General features: G+C 47.3%; 22 protein-coding genes. 14 read left to right on the top strand and 8 right to left on the bottom strand.

From position 1 onward, the window contains the following. Window positions 1–352: 352 nt before the first annotated feature. Both K2P83_RS05370 and K2P83_RS05365 read left to right on the top strand, forming a co-directional pair. Window positions 353–1,096 carry a TerC family protein gene (locus tag K2P83_RS05370; RefSeq protein WP_292927041.1) on the top strand — a complete coding sequence of 248 codons (744 nt, stop codon included), beginning with the start codon at window positions 353–355 and terminating at the stop codon, window positions 1,094–1,096. Window positions 1,097–1,625: 529 nt separating this feature from the next. Beyond that, a complete protein-coding gene (locus K2P83_RS05365; RefSeq protein ID WP_292927039.1) occupies window positions 1,626–2,144 on the top strand; it encodes a PepSY domain-containing protein in 519 nt (172 codons plus the stop codon). Between the two features lie 291 nt (window positions 2,145–2,435). Here K2P83_RS05365 and K2P83_RS05360 read toward each other — a convergent pair whose 3' ends face one another. Continuing rightward, complete coding sequence (locus K2P83_RS05360; RefSeq protein ID WP_292927037.1) at window positions 2,436–3,062, bottom strand: DsbA family protein; 627 nt, start codon at window positions 3,060–3,062, stop codon at window positions 2,436–2,438. 146 nt (window positions 3,063–3,208) lie between these two features. Between K2P83_RS05360 and K2P83_RS05355 the strand changes: the two genes are divergently transcribed. Continuing rightward, on the top strand, window positions 3,209–4,144 hold the full coding sequence (locus K2P83_RS05355; protein ID WP_292927035.1) for a DUF6279 family lipoprotein: 936 nt from the start codon (window positions 3,209–3,211) through the stop codon (window positions 4,142–4,144). A gap of 529 nt (window positions 4,145–4,673) precedes the next feature. Here the strand turns inward: K2P83_RS05355 and K2P83_RS05350 are convergent. The 4 genes from K2P83_RS05350 to K2P83_RS05335 form a co-directional block, all read right to left on the bottom strand. Beyond that, window positions 4,674–5,009 carry a hypothetical protein gene (locus tag K2P83_RS05350; protein ID WP_292927033.1) on the bottom strand — a complete coding sequence of 112 codons (336 nt, stop codon included), beginning with the start codon at window positions 5,007–5,009 and terminating at the stop codon, window positions 4,674–4,676. Window positions 5,010–5,029: 20 nt separating this feature from the next. Further along, complete coding sequence (locus K2P83_RS05345; RefSeq protein WP_292927031.1) at window positions 5,030–5,401, bottom strand: hypothetical protein; 372 nt, start codon at window positions 5,399–5,401, stop codon at window positions 5,030–5,032. 85 nt (window positions 5,402–5,486) lie between these two features. After that, window positions 5,487–5,945, bottom strand: coding sequence for a phage tail protein (locus K2P83_RS05340; RefSeq protein ID WP_292927029.1), 459 nt, complete (start codon window positions 5,943–5,945; stop codon window positions 5,487–5,489). A 220-nt stretch (window positions 5,946–6,165) separates the two neighbouring features. Then, window positions 6,166–7,686 carry a helicase HerA-like domain-containing protein gene (locus K2P83_RS05335; RefSeq protein WP_292927027.1) on the bottom strand — a complete coding sequence of 507 codons (1,521 nt, stop codon included), beginning with the start codon at window positions 7,684–7,686 and terminating at the stop codon, window positions 6,166–6,168. A 210-nt stretch (window positions 7,687–7,896) separates the two neighbouring features. On the opposite strand from K2P83_RS05335, the gene glk reads away from it, so the two are divergent. The 3 genes from glk (at window position 7,897) to K2P83_RS05320 (ending at window position 11,962) form a co-directional block, all read left to right on the top strand. Next, window positions 7,897–8,907 carry a glucokinase gene (gene glk / locus K2P83_RS05330; RefSeq protein WP_292927025.1) on the top strand — a complete coding sequence of 337 codons (1,011 nt, stop codon included), beginning with the start codon at window positions 7,897–7,899 and terminating at the stop codon, window positions 8,905–8,907. A gap of 91 nt (window positions 8,908–8,998) precedes the next feature. After that, a complete protein-coding gene (gene glgP, locus K2P83_RS05325; protein ID WP_292927023.1) occupies window positions 8,999–11,551 on the top strand; it encodes an alpha-glucan family phosphorylase in 2,553 nt (850 codons plus the stop codon). 30 nt (window positions 11,552–11,581) lie between these two features. Beyond that, window positions 11,582–11,962 carry a VOC family protein gene (locus K2P83_RS05320; protein ID WP_292927021.1) on the top strand — a complete coding sequence of 127 codons (381 nt, stop codon included), beginning with the start codon at window positions 11,582–11,584 and terminating at the stop codon, window positions 11,960–11,962. A gap of 173 nt (window positions 11,963–12,135) precedes the next feature. Here the strand turns inward: K2P83_RS05320 and K2P83_RS05315 are convergent, their stop codons facing one another. After that, on the bottom strand, window positions 12,136–12,714 hold the full coding sequence (locus K2P83_RS05315; RefSeq protein WP_292927019.1) for a hypothetical protein: 579 nt from the start codon (window positions 12,712–12,714) through the stop codon (window positions 12,136–12,138). Between the two features lie 316 nt (window positions 12,715–13,030). On the opposite strand from K2P83_RS05315, the gene K2P83_RS05310 reads away from it, so the two are divergent. From K2P83_RS05310 to K2P83_RS05290, 5 genes are all read left to right on the top strand, one after another. Next, the gene (locus K2P83_RS05310) at window positions 13,031–13,330 is read left to right on the top strand and encodes a putative quinol monooxygenase (protein ID WP_292927017.1); all 300 of its coding nucleotides are present in this window, start codon (window positions 13,031–13,033) and stop codon (window positions 13,328–13,330) included. 26 nt (window positions 13,331–13,356) lie between these two features. Beyond that, on the top strand, window positions 13,357–14,703 hold the full coding sequence (locus K2P83_RS05305; protein ID WP_292927015.1) for an FAD-dependent oxidoreductase: 1,347 nt from the start codon (window positions 13,357–13,359) through the stop codon (window positions 14,701–14,703). 108 nt (window positions 14,704–14,811) lie between these two features. Next, window positions 14,812–15,417: a sigma-70 family RNA polymerase sigma factor gene (locus K2P83_RS05300; RefSeq protein ID WP_292927013.1), complete on the top strand. Its 606-nt coding sequence runs from the start codon at window positions 14,812–14,814 to the stop codon at window positions 15,415–15,417. Continuing rightward, window positions 15,417–16,259, top strand: a complete 843-nt coding sequence (locus K2P83_RS05295) for a cupin domain-containing protein (RefSeq protein ID WP_292927011.1) — start codon at window positions 15,417–15,419, stop codon at window positions 16,257–16,259. The genes K2P83_RS05300 and K2P83_RS05295 overlap by 1 nt, the downstream gene beginning before the upstream one ends. A gap of 209 nt (window positions 16,260–16,468) precedes the next feature. Further along, window positions 16,469–16,603 carry a hypothetical protein gene (locus tag K2P83_RS05290; RefSeq protein WP_292927009.1) on the top strand — a complete coding sequence of 45 codons (135 nt, stop codon included), beginning with the start codon at window positions 16,469–16,471 and terminating at the stop codon, window positions 16,601–16,603. A gap of 196 nt (window positions 16,604–16,799) precedes the next feature. Here the strand turns inward: K2P83_RS05290 and K2P83_RS05285 are convergent, their stop codons facing one another. Further along, the gene (locus tag K2P83_RS05285) at window positions 16,800–17,978 is read right to left on the bottom strand and encodes an SUMF1/EgtB/PvdO family nonheme iron enzyme (protein WP_292927007.1); all 1,179 of its coding nucleotides are present in this window, start codon (window positions 17,976–17,978) and stop codon (window positions 16,800–16,802) included. Window positions 17,979–18,044: 66 nt separating this feature from the next. Beyond that, the gene (gene glgB, locus K2P83_RS05280) at window positions 18,045–20,237 is read right to left on the bottom strand and encodes a 1,4-alpha-glucan branching protein GlgB (protein ID WP_292927005.1); all 2,193 of its coding nucleotides are present in this window, start codon (window positions 20,235–20,237) and stop codon (window positions 18,045–18,047) included. A gap of 158 nt (window positions 20,238–20,395) precedes the next feature. Here glgB and glgC point away from each other — a divergent pair, with 158 nt between their 5' ends. The 3 genes from glgC to K2P83_RS05265 all read left to right on the top strand — a co-directional run bounded on the left by glgC (window position 20,396) and on the right by K2P83_RS05265 (window position 25,560). Then, on the top strand, window positions 20,396–21,712 hold the full coding sequence (gene glgC / locus K2P83_RS05275) for a glucose-1-phosphate adenylyltransferase (RefSeq protein WP_292927003.1): 1,317 nt from the start codon (window positions 20,396–20,398) through the stop codon (window positions 21,710–21,712). Between the two features lie 35 nt (window positions 21,713–21,747). Next, on the top strand, window positions 21,748–23,451 hold the full coding sequence (locus K2P83_RS05270; RefSeq protein ID WP_292927001.1) for a glycoside hydrolase family 57 protein: 1,704 nt from the start codon (window positions 21,748–21,750) through the stop codon (window positions 23,449–23,451). A 96-nt stretch (window positions 23,452–23,547) separates the two neighbouring features. Beyond that, complete coding sequence (locus K2P83_RS05265) at window positions 23,548–25,560, top strand: alpha-amylase/4-alpha-glucanotransferase domain-containing protein (RefSeq protein WP_292926999.1); 2,013 nt, start codon at window positions 23,548–23,550, stop codon at window positions 25,558–25,560. The last annotated feature ends 12 nt before the right edge of the window (window positions 25,561–25,572 follow it).

Below are 25,572 nucleotides of genomic sequence, written 5' to 3'. Positions count from 1 at the left end.
CGATGCAAGGCAAAAACAGGCGAAAAAGCGCAGTTTATGCTTAATAAATGAGCATTTTTAGTCTGTTTTTAACACCGCAGCGGCAACGCAGATAGTTTTTCAACAGCCTGCTAGAAGATAAACCTTTTTTGAAACATTCATCTGTGTTTTTGACAACACAATGGATTATCAGTACGTTTATTTTTGCTTAAAAAGATATTTATGTTTACTGTATTGCAGAAGGCGGGTCTGTTGAGAACTATTATGAAAAACCAACTGAGCTGACCTGCTGATATCAGCCTTGTGCTCGATGAACAATTAACAGTGAGCTCTGTCCACAGTTTATAACCGTAAAAAAGAAGAGAAAACCTTGATATTTGAATGGCTGACAAGTCCTGAAGCGTGGATAGCATTAGGCACATTAACTGCACTCGAGATTGTTCTCGGGATCGATAACATTATATTTATCTCCATACTTGTCGCGCGCCTTCCCGAAAGTCAACGTGCGTTTGCCAGAAGGATGGGGCTTGGCCTTGCCATGATCACGCGCTTGGCTTTGCTATTTTCGATCTCCTGGGTAATGGGATTAACTGAACCGTGGATTACATTATTTTCATATGAAATTTCAGGGCGCGATGTGATTCTGATTGGGGGCGGTCTGTTTCTGGTCGCCAAAGCTACGCATGAAATCCATAACAGCTTGGAAGGAATAGAAGAACCGGGTCGTTTGGTTGTAGTCACCAGCCTGGGAGCGGCGCTGCTCCAGATTGCAGTGTTGGATATCGTATTCTCATTGGATTCAGTCATCACGGCGGTTGGCTTGGTCGACCAGGTTTCTCTCATGGCGATTGCTATTATTCTGGCAGTAATCGTGATGCTGATGGCAGCAAAAACTATCGGGGACTTTGTGGATGAGCATCCTACGATCAAGATTCTTGCGCTTTCGTTCCTTATTTTAGTGGGCGTCACGCTCATGGTGGAGGGGTTCGGTGTACATGTGCCAAAGGGCTATATTTATTTTGCTATGGCTTTTTCCGTCACAGTAGAGATGCTCAATCTTCGTATGCGGAAAAAACGGATGGCTCCCGTCAAACTCTACAAGAAAATTTCCGAATAGCTGAGAGCGGTTATTTATTACAAGAAATATTCCCGATAAGCTATGAATTGTGGCTCTATTACATTATCCGTAAAAAATAGATTCGCGCTAATGATTTATCTTTTCTTGAGTCAAGGTAGCTTGATGTAGCTAGAGTTGTAAAGCACTCCGTTGCAAACGGAGGATTAGACCTGCAGAGATTTAATCAAAATGTTTGCCCATGGCGCAGCTATACTAAGAAGTTATTTGATTTCCAGATTATTGCAAAAGAAACGTGACAAATCTAACGATTATTGGCGAGCACTAGCGGATATATTTTTAATAAAAACAGCTAATTAAAACACCCGTCAATCAAATTAATTACTATTAATTGGTTATTAATAGATCGTGACAATAAATCATTGTGAATACGGATTGGTTGCAATCTAATACATTTACGTCCTCTCTTATACTTCTAAATATTGACAATCACTCATCCAAAGAGTAGACAGAAAATAACGAAATTTTTTCGTTGTTCTTTTTCCAATCACATTCAGAAAATGTAAATGAATTGACAAATTTTAATCAGTACTTGGCTTCAGCCAAAGGAGATTTTATGAAAACGCAATTTTTGATTACAACGGTAGCGGTCATCTTATTGATAGTATTCGGTCAGGCGAATGCAGGTGAAAAGGAAGTAAGCAAACCGCAAGTACCAAAAACGGTACTCGAAGCTTTTGAGAAAGCTTATCCAAATGCCAAAGAAATAGAATTCGAGAAAGAAATGATCGATGGAAAAGCTGTTTATGAAGTGGAATTCAAGGAAAACGATAGAGAATACGAAGTTCTGTATGACTCTGATGGAGTAATTGTACAAATAGAAGAAACTCTCGATGCTAAGGCATTGCCAGAATCAATAGTTCAGGCTATTTCCAAGGCATATCCGAAAGCAACCATTGAAGACGCAGAAAAAGTAATGAAGCCAGATGGAACGGTTATTGCATACGAGGTCGAAATCAAGTCGGAAGGAAAGAAACTCGAACTTGAATTGGATGCTAACGGAAAAATATTGAAAACCGAGCAGGATTAAGACTAGCTGGATAGGATAGATTCCAACAAGTCATATAAGGAATCAATCAACTCGTCAGATGATCTTGGAGACATCACTGGATATTCTATTTTGTCAACGTGACAAATCTGACGATTATCTGCGTATATTAGTGAGTGCTATCGGGTATTAAATTAATAAAATAGATACTTATAATACCTGTTAATCCGCAGATCCCAAGGTTCTACCCCTGGTCGGGAGCCGTTTTAAGCTCGAACAAATGCCCGCAATGGTTCTAATTCAGTCAATCAATATCAGATCAAGTCTGGACTACTATAGATTCGATTGTTTTATTTCACCCAACATGGTTCGATGATCCAAATAATCGATAGCAATGGGATACACGGTATTATTATGCACCAGCCGCAAAGACGGATAGGAATAGCCATCCATGCTTCTTGCCAGTTGAATTTGATGCTGTAATTCACTCTCTATCGCCGGACTTTTCAGATCTTCGATAAAAATTGCTTCGTTCAATCCAATCTCGCGGGCACAACCTTGCAAGGTTTCCGGCAATGAAGGGTTCTTCGCATGTTGATAATAAGCGGTCTGAATGGCACGTATCATTTCCGGTTCAGCTTCCACGCGTTGCTTTTTGGCTGCCAAAACAGACCGGCAAGCCGGATAAGTTGAGCGGATCGGCGTATTGCGTGACCAGAAATCCCAATTGAAGTGAATTCCGGGTAGCGTTTGCTCGATGCGTTGCCATGCCTGTTGCACCATTGCTTGTGTCGCGAGCGGCATGGGTTCCGTGGCATCCGGCGCCAGGCCGCCAACGAGATAAACAATTTCCATATCTCGCGGCAAATCCTGTTGCAACGCAGACCAGCTTTGGCTAAATGCGTAGCACCAGCTACACATGGGGTCGTGGATATAAAAAAGCCGGGGAATGGATTTCATTGCTGAAATGAATGCTCAAAGGGTAGTAATATTGGTAATCTTATCGCTAATAAGCGATTAATCCTAACCATTTTGTCCAGACTGATATAAATTTCTATTGCTATTGCTATAAAAACCAGGAGTGTTTCTGTCTCGTGAGAACCCAAATGCATTATCGTAAGTCCCTGCTTGCATCTTCAAATTTGCGACCGATGTACACAACGTGGAATGCACTGCGGATGTCTCTTGCGCGAGGCATATTGATCTGTTTGCTGTTCCTGCTCGGCAGTTGCAGTATGTTGCGCCTCGGTTACGATCAAGGGCCGCAATTGGTCTGGTGGTGGCTCGATGGTTACGTCAACTTTAACAGCGAACAGACCCCTTACGCCAAGGAGGCGATCCGCCGGTGGTTTGATTGGCACCGCAAAACGCAGCTTCCCGAATATGCGGCCTTGCTAGCCGGTCTGCGCAACCAGCTCAATGATTCCGTGACACCGGCACAGGTTTGTGGTTGGTCCGAGGAATTGAGAAACACCGTGGCGCCAGCGTTCGATCAGATGCTGCAGCTCGGCGCACCGTTGGTGCCGGGTTTGGGTGAAGCACAATGGCAACACATGGAGAAACACTACAGCAAGGGTAACGAAGAACTGCGGCGCGACCACCTGCAACCGAATATCGAAGAACGACTGGAAGCATCGGCCAAACGCACCATCAAACGCATCGAGAATCTCTACGGCAGCATTGACGAGGCGCAACGGCGCTTGATTACTACCAACATTGCAGCGTCACCTTTCGACCCCGAAGCCTGGTTGATCGAGCGCCAGCGACGTCAGCACGAAACGCTGCTGACACTGCGCCAACTGGCCGCTGAACCGGTCGAAACCGAACAAATCGTCGAAGCACTGCGCGTATTGGTTGAGCGCGTCGAGCGCTCTGCGGATGCCGAGTACCGCGCCTACCAGGTGAAACTGACCGAGTACAACTGCGCTTTCATTGCGCAGATGCACAACAGCACCAACGCCACCCAGCGCCGCCATGCGCATGACAAACTTAAGAGCTGGGAAGGTGACTTTCGCGCACTGGCAAACCATGCTATCCGGTAGCGTATTCTTCCAACCTATCCGGAAGCTTTTGCTCCCATGACATCCGCTTCCTGCTCGAGTCGTTGATCGCGTGGAATAAATTTCAATCAATACTCACCCTTACAGTGCAATGATTGAAGAAAAAAAACCATTCCGATGCCAGCCTGAGTAAAAGCGCTTTTGAGGGAGGGAGGCATGGAATGGGGAGGGGGGAAGAAAGTAAAGTTATGAGCTTTACGTTGATGGCAATACAACACAACCTGCACTGTTCATAACAATCTATTAAGTTAGGAGAATCTAATTAAAATAGACAAAAAAATTAATAACTTGTTCAGTAACTGTTATTGCTCAATCCAGATAGGATTATCCAGGCAAAACAAAGAAAAGGGAATGTGACAAATTGTCGCAAGCAGAGGGTTTGATCACGGGTAGTTAAGAATGACGCCCGGAATTAAATTGTAATTCATTGAATTTTAGTGAAAACTATACATTTCATGGCCACGAAAAAACATGCGAATCAGAGTGTAATCACTCACTTCCTGAGGTAAATTTATTCAATCAGCTCGGCAAGATCACTTTTCTTTAGCTTTATTTTGTAAAGCAGCTTGTCATAGAAGTGAATTCGAATGATCGAACGGATAATCAGATAGACACTTAATACAATCAAGGCAAGATTAAGCAACCCCAATGGAATCAGAAAGTGCAAAACACTGTCTGCATCATACATTCTTGAAGTCGCTACCAGCACGCTCATAACAGATAAAGGAAGAGCCAATATGGCTATACCTGTCCGCATCACGGAAAGTGAGGTACGCTTTTCAGCCAAAACAAGCTGAATCTCATCCATGACTACTGTTGGATCGGCTTTATCGATATCCGCAATCAAATCTCACCCCTCTGAACTTGCTAGACAATTTTGCATGGAATGACGGCATCTTCATCGTAGGTATAGATTGCACAAAGCCGATGATAGCCATCCGCGACAATTACTTTGCCATTTACCGAATCTCTTACCAGCAAAATAGGTGACAATTGATTACCGGATTGTATTTTCTGTTGATTCTTTTTGACTTGCGTATTGCTTATCCCGAGCAACGATAAGTTGGATGCTCTAAAAATATCTTTGGCTTTAAACTCTGAAAGCTTCGCTTGTTTTAGATTATCCACATAACCAATCACTGTCTGTTCATCGTAAATCAGGCTCAAATAAGACAAAGCTGCCGGATAATTATGTGCTTCCGGCTCGCTTAGCCAGTTAATTTCAGTTTTCTTTGCCATGGTTATAAGAAATAAATGCTCCGTGCGCCCTGCACCTATCCTTGCGGTAAGGCCGTAAGGCCGCGGAGAATCGCAAGTTAAAAAATCAACTATTTGAAATAGTTATGCCTTCATGCACGATTTCCATGCTCTCAATTGCCACTTCATTACCTTCCGATTTCAAGTCGGTACCGGTAATCTTTGTCGGCCAAGCATTCGTCAGTGTCCATACCATAGTCGCCTTACCGCCCTCATCCAGCAGACTGATAGTAACCGGCAATCGTTTAATCGTATTCATTTTAATTTGTTTAAACCAATCCCAGAATTTGTTATCCCCTTTGAAGATACCTTTCTTCATGGTGATATTTCCGACTTTCTTCATTCCTGGCATTTTGATCACCGAAAATTCTGGACTATCGCCATGACGATATTTGATCTCCTCTGACTGGATGTCCAATCCGCTCACTTCCTGAAATGACATCACTTGAGAATCCCACTTAACCTGAAAATAAAACTTTGGCATAGGCCAAACAGTAGTCGATTGACTTGATCCATCATCTGCCATAAATTGTCTCCATTTTTATGTCTAAAGCTAATTAAATAGCTATATATTCTCGGTCAGGCTAGGAGGTGTCCAAGAATAGTGATCGTAGCGAGCGAAAGCCATTCTGAGACAGATTTTTCGATTATTTGAGGCGAATAGTTATTCTATTTAACGAGAATAATCGGAAAATATGACCAAAATAGCTTTTCTGCAGTAGATCGCTCTATTCTCGGACAGCCTGCTAGCGCCTTTTCTGGCCTAGTAATGACCCCAGCAAGCCACGGGTAATTTCACGCGCAATAGATGAGCCCACCGAACGGGCTGCGCTCTTTGCAAAGGCGTCAATTACCCCCTCGCGGCGCCCGCCACGTTTCCCGGATGAACCTAACACTAAGTCGCCTAATTCTCCCAAGATTCCCTTGCTCGTTGGTTTCTGCGAATTCTCAGAATCTTTGGCTTGCGATGAATCGCCAAGTGGTTTTTCTGTACCGGTTCGCGCCTGTAATAATTCAAAAGCGCTCTCGCGATCGATCTCCTGTTCGTATACACCAGCCACAAGCGAGGATTGAATCAGTTGTTTTCGTTCCTCTGCCGTAATCGGGCCAATCTGACTAACCGGAGGTACTATAAAAGCACGCTCGGTAATACTGGGAGAACCTTCAGAATCGAGAAAAGAGATCAGTGCTTCACCAACGGAAAGCTCAAGAATGGCTTGCTTGACATCCAGTTTCGGATTAGGCCTCATGGTTTCAGCGATAGCATTCACTGCTTTCTGGTCACGCGGCGTGAATGCGCGTAACGCGTGCTGAACGCGATTACCCAGTTGAGTCAGGACTTTTTCCGGGATATCGAACGGGTTTTGTGTGACGAAAAAAACCCCCACACCTTTGGAGCGGATCAATCTTACGACTTGCTCGATCTTCTCCAGCAAAGCGGGAGACGCCATGCTAAACAACAAGTGCGCTTCGTCAAAAAAGAATACCAGCTTAGGTTTTTCACGATCACCGGTCTCCGGCAAATTTTCGTACAGTTCAGACAGCATCCAGAGCAAATACGTACTGTACAACCGCGGCGAATTTAACAACTTATCAGCGGCAAGAATATTGATGACACCTTTGCCATCGATCGTCTGCATTAAATCCTCAATATTGAGCATCGGCTCACCAAAGAATTTGTCCCCGCCCTGCGCTTCTATTTGTAATAAGCCGCGCTGAATTGCACCGATTGAGGCGGATGAAACATTGCCATACTGTGTTCTGAATTTGTCGGCATTGTCACCGACAAATTGCAATAATGCGCGCAAATCCTTCAAATCGAGTAACAACAGGCCATGATCATCGGCCACTTTAAAAACCAATGCGAGTACGCCTTCCTGTGTTTCATTCAGATTCAACAAGCGCGCCAGCAGCAGCGGCCCCATATCAGAAATCGTCGCACGTAACGGATGACCGCTTTCCTGGAGCACATCCCACAGAGCCACTGGATAACCTTGCCATTCCGGGGAATCTAGTTTTAACAGATCCACACGTGCTTTTATTTTTCCGGACAGCGATCCGGGTTTACAAATACCCGTCAAATCGCCTTTCACATCCGCCATAAACACCGGCACACCGATACTGGAGAAACACTCTGCCAACTTCTGCAAGGTAACCGTCTTGCCGGTACCGGTTGCACCGGTAATGCAGCCATGACGCGTTGCCATCGCGGGCAGGAGCACCAAGTCAGTTTTGCTAGTTTTAGCGATGATCAATGGTTCAGCCATAATATATTCAATAAAGCCATTATTAAAAAATTATCGATTGAGAAATCAATTCTTCCCAATTTCCAAAAAAATGTACTGAATGTTCAATTGTATGTCAAACCGTAGCAAAGACAATGAAAACATGTCTATCGATGTATACTATTACTTGGGTACTGATGTACTTACCAGTTTTTTAAGCAAGCTTCCTAGAAAATTTCCGGATTGATAACCTTGAACAAACAGCTTATTTATGGCGACATTGGTGGCACCAAAACCATTCTGCAATTGGCCGAAATAAGAGACGGAGAAATCCATCAGCAATTCTCACAGCGTTATGACAGCGCCGCTTTTGTCACTTTCTCTGACATGCTGAGAGATTTTCTGAATCGGACCGAAACAGCGAATCATCCGGTAGCCGCCTGCTTTGCAATCGCAGGCCCCATCGTTGCCCAGCAAACAAAAGTAACCAACTTACCCTGGCAAATCAGTAGCGCTGGTGTTTCGGCTGAATTTTCCATCCCCGCTGTCAAGCTCATCAATGATTTTGAAGCAGCGGCATTGGCGATTGAAAGCCTGTCGCCCAACGATTGGGTAACACTACAAACAGGACAAGGACAAGGACAAGCCCATGCACAAGCGATGCGTGTCGTACTGGGCGCGGGCACGGGGATGGGCGTGGCCTGGCTACCCTGGCTGGAAGGCCGCTATTTCGCACTGCCGACCGAAGCAGGTCATATGGATTTTGCGCCAGCCAATGAATTACAGACCCACTTGTTCAAGGCTTTACACCATCAATTTGGCCATGTATCGGTAGAACGCTTGCTATCCGGATCCGGATTAACCAATATTTTTAATTTCCTGCAAATGAATGCAGCGATAGCTTCAGATTTAGCACCAGTTAATCTTGAGGAAGACAGCGGCGCCACCATAACCGCACTGGCTCAGACCCGAAAACACCCGATCGCAATCAAATCATTGAATTTATTTGCTGAGATTTATGGCGCCTACGCAGGTAATCTGGCGCTGGCTGGATTATGCCGGGGTGGCGTTTACATAGCGGGCGGCATTGCCCCTCGGATTATTGATATATTAAGCTTAGGTGGCTTTATGCGCGCATTTCGGGACAAGGGACGTTTTTCTGCACTGATGCATGAAATTCCCGTGCACGTCATCACCAATTATGAAATCAGCTTGCTTGGTGCCAAGCAAGAGGCACATAATCTACTCAATAGTCAGGATTGAAAATTTGGCGGTTTCAGGATTCAATTCCCATTCTTCAACACAATGAATTAGCCACCCATACAAAAAATAAATCTCATCAAGGAGAGTCATCATGTTTTCGAGAACTGCTTTCACCATAACCGTCAATCCTAAAATACCACCGCGCCTTAAGCGTCTGGAAGAATTGGCTGACAACCTTTGGTATAGCTGGGATCGTGCCACGCGCACGCTTTTTTCTCGCCTTGATCCACATTTATGGGAAGCGGTAGGACATAATCCCAAGGCATTTCTTAAACGCGTGGATGAATCGGCACTGCTGAAAGCAACGGAAGACCGGGTTTTCCTCGCCACCTACAATAGCATCCTGTCCACTTATGATTCCTATCATGACGCATCTTCACAGGATTATGCAGGGCACTTAGGCCCGAAAGATCAGGTTGCCTATTTCTGTTTTGAATTTGGTTTCCATGAAAGCCTCCCGATTTACTCTGGCGGCTTGGGCATCCTAGCTGGAGACCACTGTAAAGCAGCCAGCGATCTACACTTGCCATTCGTAGCAATCGGCTTGCTTTACCGCCAAGGCTACTTCTCTCAAACGATTGATAGTTTGGGTAATCAGCAAGTTACCTACACCATATCGGATTTTGAGGATCTGCCGGTTACGCCGGTCTTGCATGAGGATGGCTCGAGTGTACAAATCGAAGTAGCATTGCCGCAACGCGCCATCGTTGCAAAAATATGGCAGGCAAAAATCGGGCACGTCACACTTTATCTGCTCGATACCGATTTAGCGGAGAATTCTCCACAAGACCGCTATATCACACACAATCTTTATGGGGGTGACCGAACCATGCGGATTGAACAGGAGATTATTCTGGGTATCGGCGGTGTACGTGCACTCCAAGCACTCGGCATTAAACCGACTGTGTGGCATATCAACGAAGGTCATGCTGCTTTCATGATTCTCGAACGCATTCACAATCTGGTGGAGCAAGGACTTGATTTTGCCAGTGCATTGGAAAGTGTGGCCGTCAATACGGTATTCACAACGCATACCGCAGTACCTGCCGGGCATGATCATTTCAGTGCAGAGATGATGCAAACTTATTTTGCCAGCTTTTATCAGAAGCTCAACATTACACGAGAAGAATTCCTGTCACTCGGTCATGTATCCGATAGCCCTGACTTCAATATGACGGCACTGGCGATTCACGGTTCACGGACACACAATGGTGTCAGCAAGATACACGGCGACGTATCAGCAAATATCTGCCGGGATTTGTGGCCACAGATTGAGCCGGAGGAAAATCCGATCTCGTATATTACGAATGGTGTCCATGTGCCAACCTTCCTGGCGCAGGAATGGTCTGATCTGTTTGATCGTTATCTCGGTCATGAATGGCGCAATAAAATGTGCGATATCGACTATTGGTCAGGTATTAATGCCATACCCGATCATTTATTCTGGAGTGTGCGTCAATCATTAAAATCGCAAATGTTTCACGGTATCCGTTCGCGCATCACTGATCAAAACACCAGGAATCATGGTTCTGAAGCCCATCTTGACCGGCTACTGAAGTTTGTTGATCCCATCAATCCAAACGTACTGACATTGGGCTTTGCACGCCGATTCGCCACGTATAAGCGCGCCGCCTTACTATTCGAAAACCTCGACTGGCTGCGGAAAATTATCCTTGATCAGGATCGCCCCGTGTTGCTGATTTTTGCCGGCAAGGCGCATCCAGCCGATGTACCGGGTCAGGATGTCATCCGGAGAATCAGTCAGATTGCACAATTTCCAGAATTTGAAGGGCGACTCTTATTAATTGAAGGCTATGATTTACGACTCGCCCGCCGCTTAGTTGCCGGTGTGGATGTTTGGCTTAACAACCCGATCTATCCGCTCGAAGCCAGTGGCACATCGGGCATGAAAGCAGGCATTAACGGCGCCATTAACCTGAGTGTATTGGATGGCTGGTGGGGAGAAGGCTACGACGGCAAAAATGGCTGGGCAATCAAACCCGGTCCGAGAGATATGGAGGGCGTGCTGCGCGATAAAGAAGAAAGCCGCGCACTGTATGAAATCCTGCAAGATCAGGTCGTTCCACTCTATTACAATTATGGCAAACTCGGCTATTCGCCTGAATGGGTAAAAATGGCTAAACATTCGATGATGTCACTACTGCCGCGTTATAACTCTACCCGCATGGTCGATGAATACGTCACTAAATTCTATCGCTCAGCCAGTAACAAAGGCATGCAATACGCAGCCAATGATTTTTCTGGCGCAAAAAATATTGCTGCTTGGAAAGCCAAAATAAGAAACGCTTGGCGCGGTGTAACGCTCCGCCGGTTAGACATTCCCTCTGAACGTGCTCATTTTAGTGAAGCGTTGAATTTTAAGGTGGCTGCCAGACTGAACAATTTGGAACCGGAGGATGTCATCGTTGAACTACTGATGCACCGCCAGTATAAAAGAACCCGATTAAGCAACTTTAATCATTTCAAGTTTGAATATACCGGTACAAAGGATTCAGACGAACATATTTTTGAACTCCAGTTAACACCGGAATTGTGTGGCAAGCAGGAATATTACATTCGAATTTATCCCTGCCATCCGTTACTGTCCCATCCGCTGGAATTGGGCATGATGGTTTGGTTGTAAATTACGATAGCGATAACAGGAGGGCTTCACATGAATATTAACCCTGTGGGATGGTTTGAAATTTACGTGCAAGATATGGATCGGGCCAAGCGTTTCTATGAAGCTGCTTTTCAGGTTAAGCTGGAACGTTTAAACAGTCCCGCAGAAATGCCAATAGAACTGTGGAGTTTCCCAATGGCAGAAGATCAAATGGGCGCATCCGGAGCGCTGGTTAAGATGGAAGACGGACCGTCCGGTGGAAATGCCGTGCTAGTGTACTTTACGTGCGCAGATTGCGCTGTTGAGGCAGCGCGTGCAACACCTTCAGGCGGGAAATTAATCCGTGAGAAAATGTCCATTGGTCAGTATGGCTTTATCGCTCTGATCGCTGATACTGAAGGTAATATGATCGGACTTCATTCCATGCTATAGCATTTTTGACTCATGGCCCTTTATCGAATCCAAGATCCCTTCAATCTTTGAAGCAGCGTCGAAGACCTGATCGTTTAAATAAACGACCCTGTGGCAAGACCACGGGGAATCGCAAGTTCAATTAATAAACAACCCCACTGCATGCAGTGGGGTGTTAGATTGATAGCGGTGAATTACTTGTTACGAGTACCGGGACGACTGCGTTCGAGTACCTTAGCAATTGCTTTGATATCAAACTGACTCACACCCGCAAGCTCGGCTTGCTGACTAACAATACCTATAAATTTCGTAATCACTTCATCGGGAATATTTCGTCCTTGGTGGATTTTTGGCATAGAACCGCGGCATCGATGGCCTGATTCGAGTGTTGCACCGCTATGCCGTGACGAACCGCCTAAATCATGGTCCAGCATCATAGCCAAGCATTGCTCAATCTCCGCCGGAGTTTGGGTCAAATTACCAAAGAATGATGCAATTTCGCTATCTGCAAGTAACGCTGGCACCGCAAAGTTATGCAAAAACGCAAGAATTCCATGATAACCGCCTAACCTAGCCGCGACAGTCTCACTTTCTACTACTAAACGCGGAACACTGTCATTGTTTTCATTGATTTCCGTTTGTTGCGCCGGTGCTTTACCCGAATCAGCCAATGCAGAACTTATGCCATCGATTGCAACGAGTGCACACATTAAAGCAATCGCGAGATATTTAACCCATTCGGCTGTGTGATGTTTCGATTGTACAAAAACCATGATTTTGTCTCCTATCAATTCAATTCAAGTTAATTTACCCAGTGATAGCAATTGCTGATACTGGAAATCCATGGAGTTTCCTGAAAGAAATAGCTTCTCTCGATCTCTCCATTGCTTAATACGCAGAGACTTGAAATTTGGATGCAAGAAATTGTAAAAATAAACTGCTTTCTTCAATCTCAATCAACACCTATGCGCTGCGTGGAATAAAAATACAGCTTGCATCCAAACTGATATTTCCTGCGTATAGGTTCATAGCAGCGCATGTTTTATTTTTCTGGAATTATTTTTGTAACCGAAAGAATGGAGAAATTCGATGTCAAAGAAAATCATCAAAGTCGTAGCCCAAGTGACCGCACTCGCTGACAAAATCGCTGAAGTACAAGCCATACTGCAAGCAATCGTTGCACCGACCCGCTTGGAAACGGGCTGCTTAAGTTATCAATTAGTTAGAAATAGCGGTCATTCCGCTGAGTTCTTGTTCATCGAAGAATGGGTCGATGAACCAGCAATTGATGTACATTTCGCCACGCCACATATCCGGGACGCTCTGGCAAAAGTAACTCCCCTGCTGGCAGTCGCGCCTATCATCAAGAAATATGAATCACTCGCTTAACAAGATAGTGGTAGGAGGAACGATCAATGAACACTAACCAGCAAGAAATAACAGCACAACCGTATCACGGCATCTTTATCAATGACGGACGAAAATTCAGCAACTGGGGTTCAAGCCTTAGCACGCAACCCGCAGTGTATGTGGAGCCAATCAGCTACGCGGATGTGCAAGCAATTGTCAGGGATACGGAGCAATTTCCTACACCCGTGCGCCCAGTAGGTTCCATGCTATCGGTCACAGAAACCGTCGTTAATGACGGTGGCACATTACTCTGCACACGCACACTGGATGCAATACTGGGATTGGAAACCGATGATCAAGGCAGACATGTGGTCCGAGTGCAAGCGGGATGCCGGCTGAAAAAACTGAGTCTTTGGTTGCAGCAGCATGGCTGGGAAATACCGTTTCAGGCAGAAATTGGCGAAGCAACTGTCGGCTCAGTCGCGGTAGGAGACACCAAAGAATCTTCTTTGGACGGACCCGGTTACTTTTCCAGTCATGTCGTGGCTATCCGCTATATCGATGAAAACGGAAGCCTGCAAGCATTATCGGACAAACAGGATGCTGCCGCTTTTTACGAATTCAAATGCAGTTTCGGCTTATCCGGCATTGTTGTGGAATGTGTCATTGAAGTGCGCCGGGCCAGCTTATGCAGGGCAGATGTGGATTTGAAAGTGTATGACAGCCCGGAGGCGCTAACCAATGACCTATTGCGTTTGCGCAAAGGTTGCGACGCACTGCTGGCCGTTGTCATCCTGCATCAACTTGTCTGTTTTGTAGAACAACGTTACCGGGCAGGCGCCGGCAAAGCAACACCAATGAGCTCGCAACCCGAATGCGAACAGTATCGCATTGCTAAACGCTTGGCGATTCAGCGGGGATTTGATGGCGGCAACCTGCCGCAACCGAAAGGAATCGTTTTTTCGCGCCATGATTTTGTCAACGAGTACTGGCGCCCCGGCGAAACGGAAAACCGCCTGGATTTTCAGTACTACGAGCACGATATCGGCAGGCTAGAACAAGTCATCGCCGAATCGTATCGATTCACGCAAACCTTTAAACAAAGAACCGGGTTTGCACCCACCGGTTGGGCCACTTATTTCGTGCATCGCCCCGAAAGAAAACTGAAACCCTACGGTATTTATTCAGGCGGCCCGGGAATTTCCTGCTCGTTTGACCCGATTTATTGCAACCCCAACGAACCGTTGTGGCAGCAATTTGCGAAAGAATATAACCGGCTGGCGATTGAAACTTTAGGCGGAAATCCGTCGCCGATCCAAACCCAATGGTTGCAACCTGGCGATGTGCGTATTCCCAGGAAACTCGCGCGCAGCCGGTTTACCACGCCTTATTATCAACAGTTTTTGGTGTAACAGTTTTTTCTGTTTATCGAGGAAAAATGATACACAAACGCATCTGATGATATATTTCAGAACAGGAAATGAATAAGGGTATCCATAATGGTTAGGGTTTGATCAGCAGTGGCAACAAGCGATACAAATTGCAATGACTTCAATGCCAAAGATGCGCAAATGCATTTGTGGATCACCGCAATCGCCGGACATGACGAACAAGCATTGGCGGAGCTGTATGAAGCAACCCTTGCGCGCGTTTATGGATTGGTACTGCGCATCACGCGCAGCCCGCAAGCAGCGGAAGAAGTGAGTGAGGATGTGTATTGGCAAGTGTGGCGCGAGGCACCGCGTTTCGACGCGCAACGCGGCAATGTCATCGCATGGCTGCTAACGATCACGCGCAGCCGGGCGCTGGATTATTTGCGCAAGCAAGACAGCGCCGAGCTTTGTGAAGAACCGGAGCTGCTGTTAATGCATGAACCGGCTTGTGACGGCGATCCGCAAGATCTGCTCTCCGCCACACAAACGAACCATCAATTGAACCAGGCACTCCAACAACTCGAACCGGTTCAGCGGCAATTGGTGGCACTGGCTTTCTTTCGCGGATTAACGCATGAGGAAATTACCGCATTGACAGGGATGGCGCTGGGAACGGTCAAATCGCATATTCGCCGCGCACTGAAGCAGTTACACGATGCGTTGGACGAAGATTTAATCAAAGGCTTTGAATGATGAAAAAACGCTATTCTTTAGATCCGGCAGATTCGGAACAAGCACAGAAAATTGAATCCGCTTTGCTGGAAGGATTGGAGCCATTACAGCCCAGCGCACAGCAACGCTCAAAAATCCGCGCACAGCTTTTTCAACGCATTCATGCCAGCGTGGCCGCAGAATCGCCGCGCATCACCGTGCGCAGCGATCAAGGGCAATGGCGCAAGATTCGCCCGGGTGTGCGCGCCAAAACGCTGGACAAAAACACCCGCGCCTTCCTCCTCGATATCGCACCCGGTGCCAGCCTCCCGATGCACCGCCACCATGAAGATGAAGAATGCGTGGTACTGCGCGGCTCAGCCAGCCTCGGAGAGCTCAAGGTAAGTGCTGGCGACTACCATTTAGCGCGTTCTGGCAGCCGTCATGGAAAGATCTCCTCAGAGACCGGCGCCTTGCTGTACCTAAGAGGAATACCGGTAGGCCACACCGCAGAAGTTGCCCGCGACCTGCTCACCGCCTTTTTACCCGGCGATGGCCATGAATTGATCACCATCCGCGCAAATGAAGGCAAATGGTCGAATCTCGCACCCGGCGTAGCCAGCAAGCCGTTATTTGATGACGGACAAACTCGCTCATCGCTGGTACGGCTTGCTGCGGATACATCCTGGGCAGCACAATCGCCATGTCTCGCTCACGATGAAGAATGCTTGTTACTCGAAGGCAATGTGTTCATAGGCGACACCTTGCTGCAAACCGGTGACTGGCAACTCGCGCCGACCGGTTCGGAATCCCGCTCGATATCCACGGACAAGGGTGCATTGGTCTTTATGCGGAGTGCGCACGACAACGCACCTCTTCCATAAAGATTTTTCCAATGGCGGAATAGCGAGTAATCTTTACTCCGATCTCATCAAACATCATCTAGGAGCTTGCAGATGAGTAGTAACCACCTGCACAGTTTTCAATTGATAAAAAACAGGGTTTTAAGGAAACTGATCAACCCATTTTTGTCATTCCGAACACAGTGAGGAATCTTCCGAATCAACAATATAGATTTCTCGCTATGCTCGAAATGACAGTTATCCAGGGATCACATAGCCTTGAGATAAATAAAACTCCCGAGATTCTTGCGCCCTTAAGAAAATATCGTGAAAAGCTGCCAGCAGATTTTAAGTTTGATCGTATCGAAGCGCATGAGCGAGAGTAAAGAATTGTAGGGTGGACAAGTGAAACGCCGTCCACCGATCGGATGGGGTGACGAGTACGTTAAATAGAATGTGCCATAACCAAGTAATACTTGATATGGGTGGATGGCGCTTCGCTTATCCACCCTACAAAACCGAAAAACCGGCAGGGGCTACGCCCCTGCACCCCGCAAAGGGTCAAAGCACAAAGAACAAAGATCAAAAAACCCTGGCAATACGAAAACCCCGGAGGAAGTCGAGGGCTACATCGGTGAAGTACCCGTCACGGTCAGCCGATCGCAAGAACTTAGGATTGAAGTACCACGAACCGCCCCGAACCACCCGGCGATCGCAATTGCCGCCATTGGCTTCCAGCCAAGCCGAGCCATCGACTGGTGCGTTTTGATAGTTCTCGTGCCAGCAATCCTGTGTCCACTCCCAAACGTTGCCATGCATATCATATAAACCGAACATATTCGGCGCAAACGACCCGACCGGTAACGTTTTTTGATGTTTCTCGCCAAAATTGGCTTGATCGGAATTTATCGTCTCCCCGGTAAAGAACGGTGTCTTGGTTCCGGCACGGCACGCGTATTCCCATTCGGCTTCACTCGGCAGACGATAAAATTGGCCGGTCTGCTTGTTCAACCAACCGCAATACGCTTGCGCATCATGCCAAGAAACGCCGATAACCGGACGATTTTCCCGCCTCCAGCCGTAATCACTCGGTGTTTCTTTGCCGGTTGCTTCGCAAAAGCGGTCGTATTCCGAGAAGGTGACGGCATAGACGCCTAGTGCAAAAGGTTGCGCAATGATTACTTCATGTTGTGGGCCTTCACGCTCAGTTCTTCCATGCTCATCCTGGGGTGATCCCATCACAAAACGGCCTGCGGGAATTACCGCCAGCAACGGCCCTTCGCCGCCGGATTGCAGCGGGTCGCGAAAGGTTTGACCGGGTTTGAGTACAGGTTGAATGAGTGCAGCAGAATGCAGGGGTTCAGTACCGATACCATTCAAACGCACCCGCAGCGATGCCAATAACTGAACCAATCCAGCATGTTCCATTTGATGATTCCACCCCATCAGATCGGCTGTCTGGATGCGACCAAATCCATACGGGCATTCCACGCGCTCGATGAAAGCCGGAAAAAGAATGTCTTTGCGTTTGGCATACTCCGCCTCTTCCAGCACAAAATCGCTATCGCGCGATGCGGCCGACCACAGCACCACCACTGCCCGCGCGGCATGCAATTCCCGTTCGATTTCCTTGTGCCACTTCCGGCCCACCAGCGTTTGCCGGTCGATGAACACTTGCCAGCCTTCTTCCTGGAATCGCTGCACCAATCGCTCAGCGATGGCGGAGTCGCTGCTCGAATAACCTATAAAAATATCGCTCATCGTTGTTTTTGTAATTTGCAATGCCCGACTTATAAGCAGATTACATTCCCGGCTGGATTCATACGCTCACGGTTGCTGCAAAGAAAAAATAACCCCCGCTAGCGGCGGCAACGTAATCGCAATCGAATCAGAAAATCCCATCCAGGGCATTGGTACGCTGGCAATATTGCCTAAATTGCCGAGGTTGCTGCCACCGTAATAAGTGGAATCGCTGTTGAAGATTTCCCGGTAAATACCACCGGCGGGAACACCGATACGATAAGCACTGCGCGGAACCGGGGTGAAGTTAAGAATCACCACTACAAAGGTACCGTCTTTGGCACGCCGCAGGTAGCTGATGACGGATTGGTCGGCGTCCTGGCAGTCGATCCAGCCGAAACCTTCGGCGGCAAAATCGAGCTGATGCAAGGCGGGGGTGTTTTTATAACACTGATTCAAATCACGGTGTGCGGCCTGAACGCCGGCGTGCTGCTGTTGTTGCAGCAAGGGCCAATCCAGCTCATGGCTCACGCGCCATTCCATTTTCTGGGCGAATTCATTGCCCATGAAATTGAGCTTTTTGCCCGGCCAAGTCGTCTGAAAGACAAACAATAGGCGTACATTGGCAAATTTTTGCCAGGCATCGCCGGGCATTTTGTTGAAGAGAGAGCCTTTTCCATGCACCACTTCATCATGTGAGAACGGCAATACAAAGTTTTCCGTATACGCATACAATTGGCTGAAGGTCAGCTTATCGTGGTGATAGCGCCGGTGGACGGGATCTTGTTGCATATAGGACAGCGTGTCGTGCATCCAGCCCATATTCCATTTCATCGAAAACCCCAGCCCGCCAACATAGGTTGGCCGCGACACGGCCGGCCAAGCGGTGGATTCCTCCGCCAGGGTCAACGCACCCGGAAACTCCTCGTGCACCATAATATTCAGCTCGCGCAGAAAATCGATCGCTTCCAGATTTTCCCTGCCGCCGTATTTATTCGACAGCCATTCGCCTTCCTTGCGCGAATAATCCAAATACAGCATGGAAGCCACTGCATCGACACGCAAGCCGTCCAGATGAAATTCGGATAGCCAGTAATGCGCGCTGGATATCAGGAATGATTTGACCTCGTTGCGGCCGTAATTGAAGATATAAGTGCCCCAATCCTGGTGAAATCCAAGGCGCGGGTCTTCATGCTCATACAATGCCGTGCCGTCAAAGCGCGCCAGTGCAAAGGCATCTTGCGGAAAATGCGCGGGCACCCAATCAAGGATCACTCCGATATTTGCCTGGTGGCAGGCATCGACGAAGAACCGGAAATCATCGGGTGAGCCGTAGCGGCTGGTAACTGCAAAATAGCCGGTGGTCTGGTAACCCCACGACTCATCCAGCGGATGCTCTGAAACAGGCATCAATTCGATATGGGTATAGCCCATTTCCTGCACATAAGGCAGCAGGTGCTGCGCCAACTCCCGGTAGGTATAAAAACGGCCATCCGGATGCCGCTTCCACGATCCGGCATGCATTTCAAGAATATTCAGCGGCGCATGCAGCCAATCCCAATGATTGCGATTCGTTATCCACGTTGCATCGCCCCAATCATAGGCGCTCTTGGCTGGTGTCAGTGCCGCCGTATTGGGGCGCAGTTCATAGCGATTGGCGTAAGGGTCCGTCTTGAGAACAATTTCCCCGCTATCGCGATTGCGGATCTCGTATTTGTAGAGTGAATCCGGCAGCAGTCCCGGAATAAACAGCTCCCAGACACCGCTGGCGTGGTGTACCGCCATCGGATGAATGCGCCCGTCCCAGCGATTGAAATTTCCGACTACGCTGACACGTCCGGCGTTGGGCGCCCATACCGAAAAGCGCATGCCGTCCACACCAGCATTCCTGGCCTGCTGCGCGCCAAGCATCCGGTAGGCCTGCCGCAACTTACCTTCATTAAACAGGTACAAATCATGATCGGAAATCTGCAGTGGAAAAGCATACGGATCATGCGTTTCATAGACGGTATGTGTTGCCCCTTTTTCTTCGACCCGCAATCGATACGGCATGTCAGGCGGTGATTCCCCGCGCCATTCAAAAACTCCCTGCGGATGAATTCGTCGCATCGGCTCAAACCCGATGGCTGTCTTGATCCATACATTCACATCATAAGGACGAAATACGCGCACTAAAGATTGGCCGAGCTCCTTGTGCAATCCAAGATACGCAAATGGATCGTGGAGTTGTGCGTTCAGCAGTGCGTTCTGCAATGCATTGGTTTTATGTAGGGTGATCACATTTGATAGACTGGTTAATGGGTATAGAATGAATTATAGCTTGCCTGCCACCTTATACTACTTATACTGCGATTAACAATTAAAATAAAAGTTGGGTATAAGAAAATGCCATAATGCGATACTATATATTGAGATGAATCGGGGAGGGTTACATCGCTATGGATAATAAAGAACGGGTGTATGCGAACGAATCCCAAGCAGAGTGCACAACCAGCACACGCTTCCACAACAGTGCGACGCACAATACGCTTGCATTGATATTGGCGGGCGGGCGAGGCAGCCGTTTGCACCAATTGACGGATTGGCGCTCCAAACCGGCAGTTCCTTTCGGCGGGAAGTTCCGCATCATTGATTTCCCGCTTTCCAACTGTGTTAATTCGGGTGTCCGGCGTATCGGTGTCGTTACGCAATACAAGTCACAGAGCCTGATTCGTCATATTCAGCACGGTTGGAGCTTTCTCGATGGACGCTTTAAAGAATTTGTCGAACTGCTACCCGCGCAGCAAAGAACCACAGAAACCTGGTATCAAGGGACAGCCGACGCGGTTTTCCAAAATCTCGATATCCTGCTACGCCACGATCCAAAGTATGTCCTCATCCTGGGTGGAGATCATATTTACAAAATGGATTACAGCAAATTATTGGCTGAACATCTGGAAAAAGGGGCTGACATGACGGTGGCCTGCCTTGAAATTCCACTGCAAGAAGCCAGTGCTTTTGGTGTCATGGGTGTGAACGATGCCTGGCAGGTGACCAGTTTTGCTGAAAAACCGGAAAATCCAGCACCGATCCCCGGTCAACCCCAAAAAGCACTGGCAAGTATGGGAATCTATGTTTTTAATGCCGCATTCCTTTATGAACAATTAATTCGTGACAGTAAGATTAATGAGTCGTCGCATGACTTTGGTAAAGACCTGATTCCCTATATGGTGCCCCGTCATCGCATATTTGCACACCGTTTTTTAAACAGTTGCGTGAATATGGCGTCGGGAATACCTTACTGGCGTGATGTGGGAACGGTGGACGCTTATTGGGAAGCTAATTTTGATCTGACTACGGTGACCCCTGAACTCAACCTCTACGATGAAGATTGGCCGATTTGGACGCATCAAGAACAATTACCACCAGCCAAATTCGTTTTTGATGATGAGGATCGCCGTGGTCAAGCACTGGATTCATCCGTGTCAGGCGGTTGCATTATCAGCGGTGCGACGGTGCGCCGTTCTTTGCTATTTTCTAATGTAAAAGTACGTAGCTATAGCAGTGTCGAAGATTCCGTCATACTGCCCAATGTCGAAATAGGCCGATATGCCCGCCTACGACGGGTCGTCGTGGAAAAGCAATGTATCATCCCCGAAGGACTGGTAGCGGGATATGATGCAGAGGAAGATCGCAAACGATTCTATGTGACTGAGAAAGGCATCACATTGATTACACCGGAAATGTTAGGGCAGAATGTTCATCATGTGCGTTAACTACAAAAAATTTTTATAAGTATTTCCATTTTTACATGAAGCAATTAAACCTTGTTGTGTTATGGCACATGCATCAACCGGATTACCGGGATTATGTAACCAAAGAATTCGTTTTACCGTGGGTTTACCTGCATGCCATCAAGGACTATACCGATATGGCCTATCACCTGGAGATGCATCCGGGAACCAAAGCGGTGATCAATTTTGTCCCAGTACTTCTGGATCAATTGGAAGATTTCACTGAACAGTTTTCCATAGGAAAGATACGTAGTCCTCTGCTGCGTCTGTTGGCCGAACCCGATCTCGAACACATCACTATGCAGGATCGGCTATATTTGTTCGATAGCTGCTTTCTCAGCAATCATGAAACGATGCTGAAACCTTATCCCGCCTATAAGCGCCTGCATGAGCTCTATAACACCCTGAGTCAGCGCGGCGAGCGGGAATTAACCTATTTCTCCGGGCAATATCTGGCCGATCTGCTGGTGTGGTATCACTTGGCCTGGATGGGTGAAAGTGTGCGCCGGAATAACCAATTCGTGATGCAGTTGATGGCAAAAAGTGATGGATTCTCGCATGCGGATCGGCTGCAATTGTTCAATCTGATCGGTGAACTGATCCAGAATTTGATTCCACGCTACCGCAAACTCTCTGAATCGGGTCAAATTGAATTATCCACCACGCCGCATTATCATCCGCTTGCCCCGCTGATGATAGATTTTTCTTCCGCCCGAGACAGTCAACCCGATGTCACCTTACCAGCACACGATTCTTATCCAGGCGGACGCGGCCGCGTCGCATTTCATCTGTCCTCAGCAATTACCAGTCACACACAGCGTTTTAACGAGAAGCCTTCCGGTATCTGGCCTGCTGAAGGTGCCATATCAGACACGTTATTAAAAATTCTGGCAGAGCAGAATTGCCATTGGAGTGCCAGTGGGGAAGGTGTTCTAGTGAATAGCCTACGTGCCGCTTACCCAGGCACATCCTTGCTGGATCGCAATAGTTATTTATATCGCCCCTACCGGATTGCCGGCGAGGCAGAACAAGTCTCTTGTTTCTTTCGTGATGATCATTTATCCGATTTGATTGGTTTTGAATATTCCAAATGGTTTGGACGTGATGCAGCGAAAAATTTTGTACAATCTTTGGAACGCATTTACCATAACACACCGGCTGAGCAGAGCCCGGTCGTCAGTATCATCCTGGATGGAGAAAATGCTTGGGAATCTTATCCTTATAATGGATTCTATTTTCTTGACGATCTATACAGTTTACTCGACAACCACCCGTTTATCCGCACCACAACTTATCGTGACTATACCGCCCGCGCTGAAAATACTGAAAACCTTACGACATTACCGACGTTGGCTGCCGGTAGCTGGGTATATGGAACATTTTCCACCTGGATTGGTGATAAGGAAAAGAATCGCGCCTGGGACATGCTTTGTGCGGCCAAAAATAGTTTTGATCTGGTGATGCAGAGCGGCCAGCTGACTGATGAAGAAAAAATCCTAGCCAACCGGCAACTGGCATCTTGTGAAAGTTCGGATTGGTTCTGGTGGTTCGGTGATTACAATCCAGCGCATTCGGTGGCCAGTTTCGATCAGTTGTTCAGAAAGAATCTGATTAATCTTTATCTTTTACTTAAATTGCCAACACCTGCATCAATACTTGAACCCATTAGCAAAGGGAATGAGCAAACGGAAGAAAGCGGTGCCATGCGGCGATCTTCATAATAACACTCGATTGATTTCAAACTGCACCGCGCAGTGATTAAAATCAATCAGGTTTTCGGTTGCCCAGGTTTTTAAAACAATTACCGGAATAATTGAATGTCACAACCTGTATCGCTACTTTTTGGTGTTCACGCACATCAACCCGTCGGCAATTTTCCCAGTGTGCTGACCGACGCACACTTGCGTTGTTACAGACCCTTTCTACAAGTACTTTACCGCTATCCGGACTTTCGTTTTGCAGTCCATTTCTCTGGTTGGTTGCTCGATTACCTGATGCAATATTATCCTGAAGACATGGCGCTACTGCATGAAATGGTCCTGCGGAAACAAGTCGAGTTGTTCGGCGCGGGTGATACTGAACCGGTTCTGGCGGTTATTCCAAACCGTGACCGGATCGGACAAATTCAAACCTTCTCCAACAAACTGGCAGCAAAGCTAGGGCAACGCCCGCAAGGCGCATGGCTGACAGAACGCGTGTGGGAATCAACCGTAGTCCCGGCACTCGCGGATTGTGGAATCCGTTATGTGATTGTCGATGACTACCATTTTCTCTGTGCTGGCAGAGCACCTGAGGAATTAAATGGTTTTTTCACCACTGAGGAAGATACACGAACACTCGATTTGTTCCCTATTTCTGAGAATCTACGCTATAAAATTCCGTTTTCCCCCGTTGCGGAAACGATCGCCTATCTGGAATCATTGGCAGATAATCATTTACCAAACTCCAGCGCCGCGGCAATTTATTTTGATGACATTGAGAAATTTGGTATCTGGCCGGAAACCTATCAATGGGTTTATGAAAAAGGCTGGCTTGAGCAATTTATCCAAGGCGTGCTCGCATCAACAAAAATCCGCACCCGGCACTACAGCGAATATCATGCTGGTGAAAAAACACGGGGTATAGTCTATCTACCCACAGTATCCTATATTGAAATGAATGAATGGACGTTGCCTGCCCAATCTGCCAATACCTACGCAGATCTGGTGCAACAGGCCAAGGCAAGTGGCTGGTATGAACACAAAAAAGCATTCCTGCGCGGTGGCATTTGGAAAAACTTTTTTTCACGTTATCCTGAATCGAACTGGATGCACAAGCGCATGTTAGGGCTTTCTACGCGATTGGATGCATTGCCGGAAAAACATCGTACGAACCTGATGCAGCAAAAGCTCTATGAATCTCAAGCCAATGATGCCTATTGGCATGGCCTGTTCGGCGGTTTGTATCTTCCGCATCTGCGACGCGCTGTGTACGGAGCGCTCGTTGAGCTGGAAGCATTGTTGGATGCCCTCATGCCACGTCCAATTTCTCATACCGAAGATACCGATCTGGATGGTGTAAAAGAAGCTTATCACCAAAATGGCATACTTCAAGCGGTCGTAAAACTGGATAGTTTTGCCAGTATTTGTGAGTTGGATGCTTACCGGCTGAAACATAACTTCGGCGATACACTGCGCTGTCAGGTCGAACACTATTACCAAAAAATTCAACCGGGTGAGCTTCAGGTATCCAACCATGCTGCCTCGGGAATTGCTTCGGCGCATGACAGAATCAGCTATAAGCACGAGATTAGCGCAGCAGATATCGAAGCGGACGACCACCCCAGAAGTTTGTTCGTAGATCGTCTGGATGGCACGTTTATCACCTATCGATCCAAAGCAGCAGCACTTGAAAGTAACCACTTTCAATCCGAAAACACCGCGTATCCGATTCACAAACACATCCTGCTTGACAATAATCAACTACAAGTCGCCTATCGTTTTACCGCCAAAATGGCGCAAGTGTTCAGTACCGAAATTAATCTCGCTATGCCAAGTTGCGATGGAATGGGCGGGCGTTATATTTACCGGGGAGAAATTCCGGGCGGTTTCGGACAAGTGCTTGAACTGGCAGGTTTGACTGAAATAACACTGGACGATGATACGTTAGGCGGCAGCATCGTACTCAAAACCTCTTCCCCTGTGACGTTTATTGCACAACCGCACTTCTCGGTATCACAATCCGAGAGCGGGTTTGAGAAAATTATGCAGGCAACTACGCTCTTGTTGGAATGGCCGATCACGGCTCAAGAATTGGTTATCACACTGGAAATCAATGCAAGGGAATTTTAGCCGTGCGGTATG

Source organism: Nitrosomonas sp., from assembly GCF_019752415.1.
GTDB lineage: Bacteria > Pseudomonadota > Gammaproteobacteria > Burkholderiales > Nitrosomonadaceae > Nitrosomonas.
This window is presented reverse-complemented; position numbering and strand designations above follow the sequence as displayed.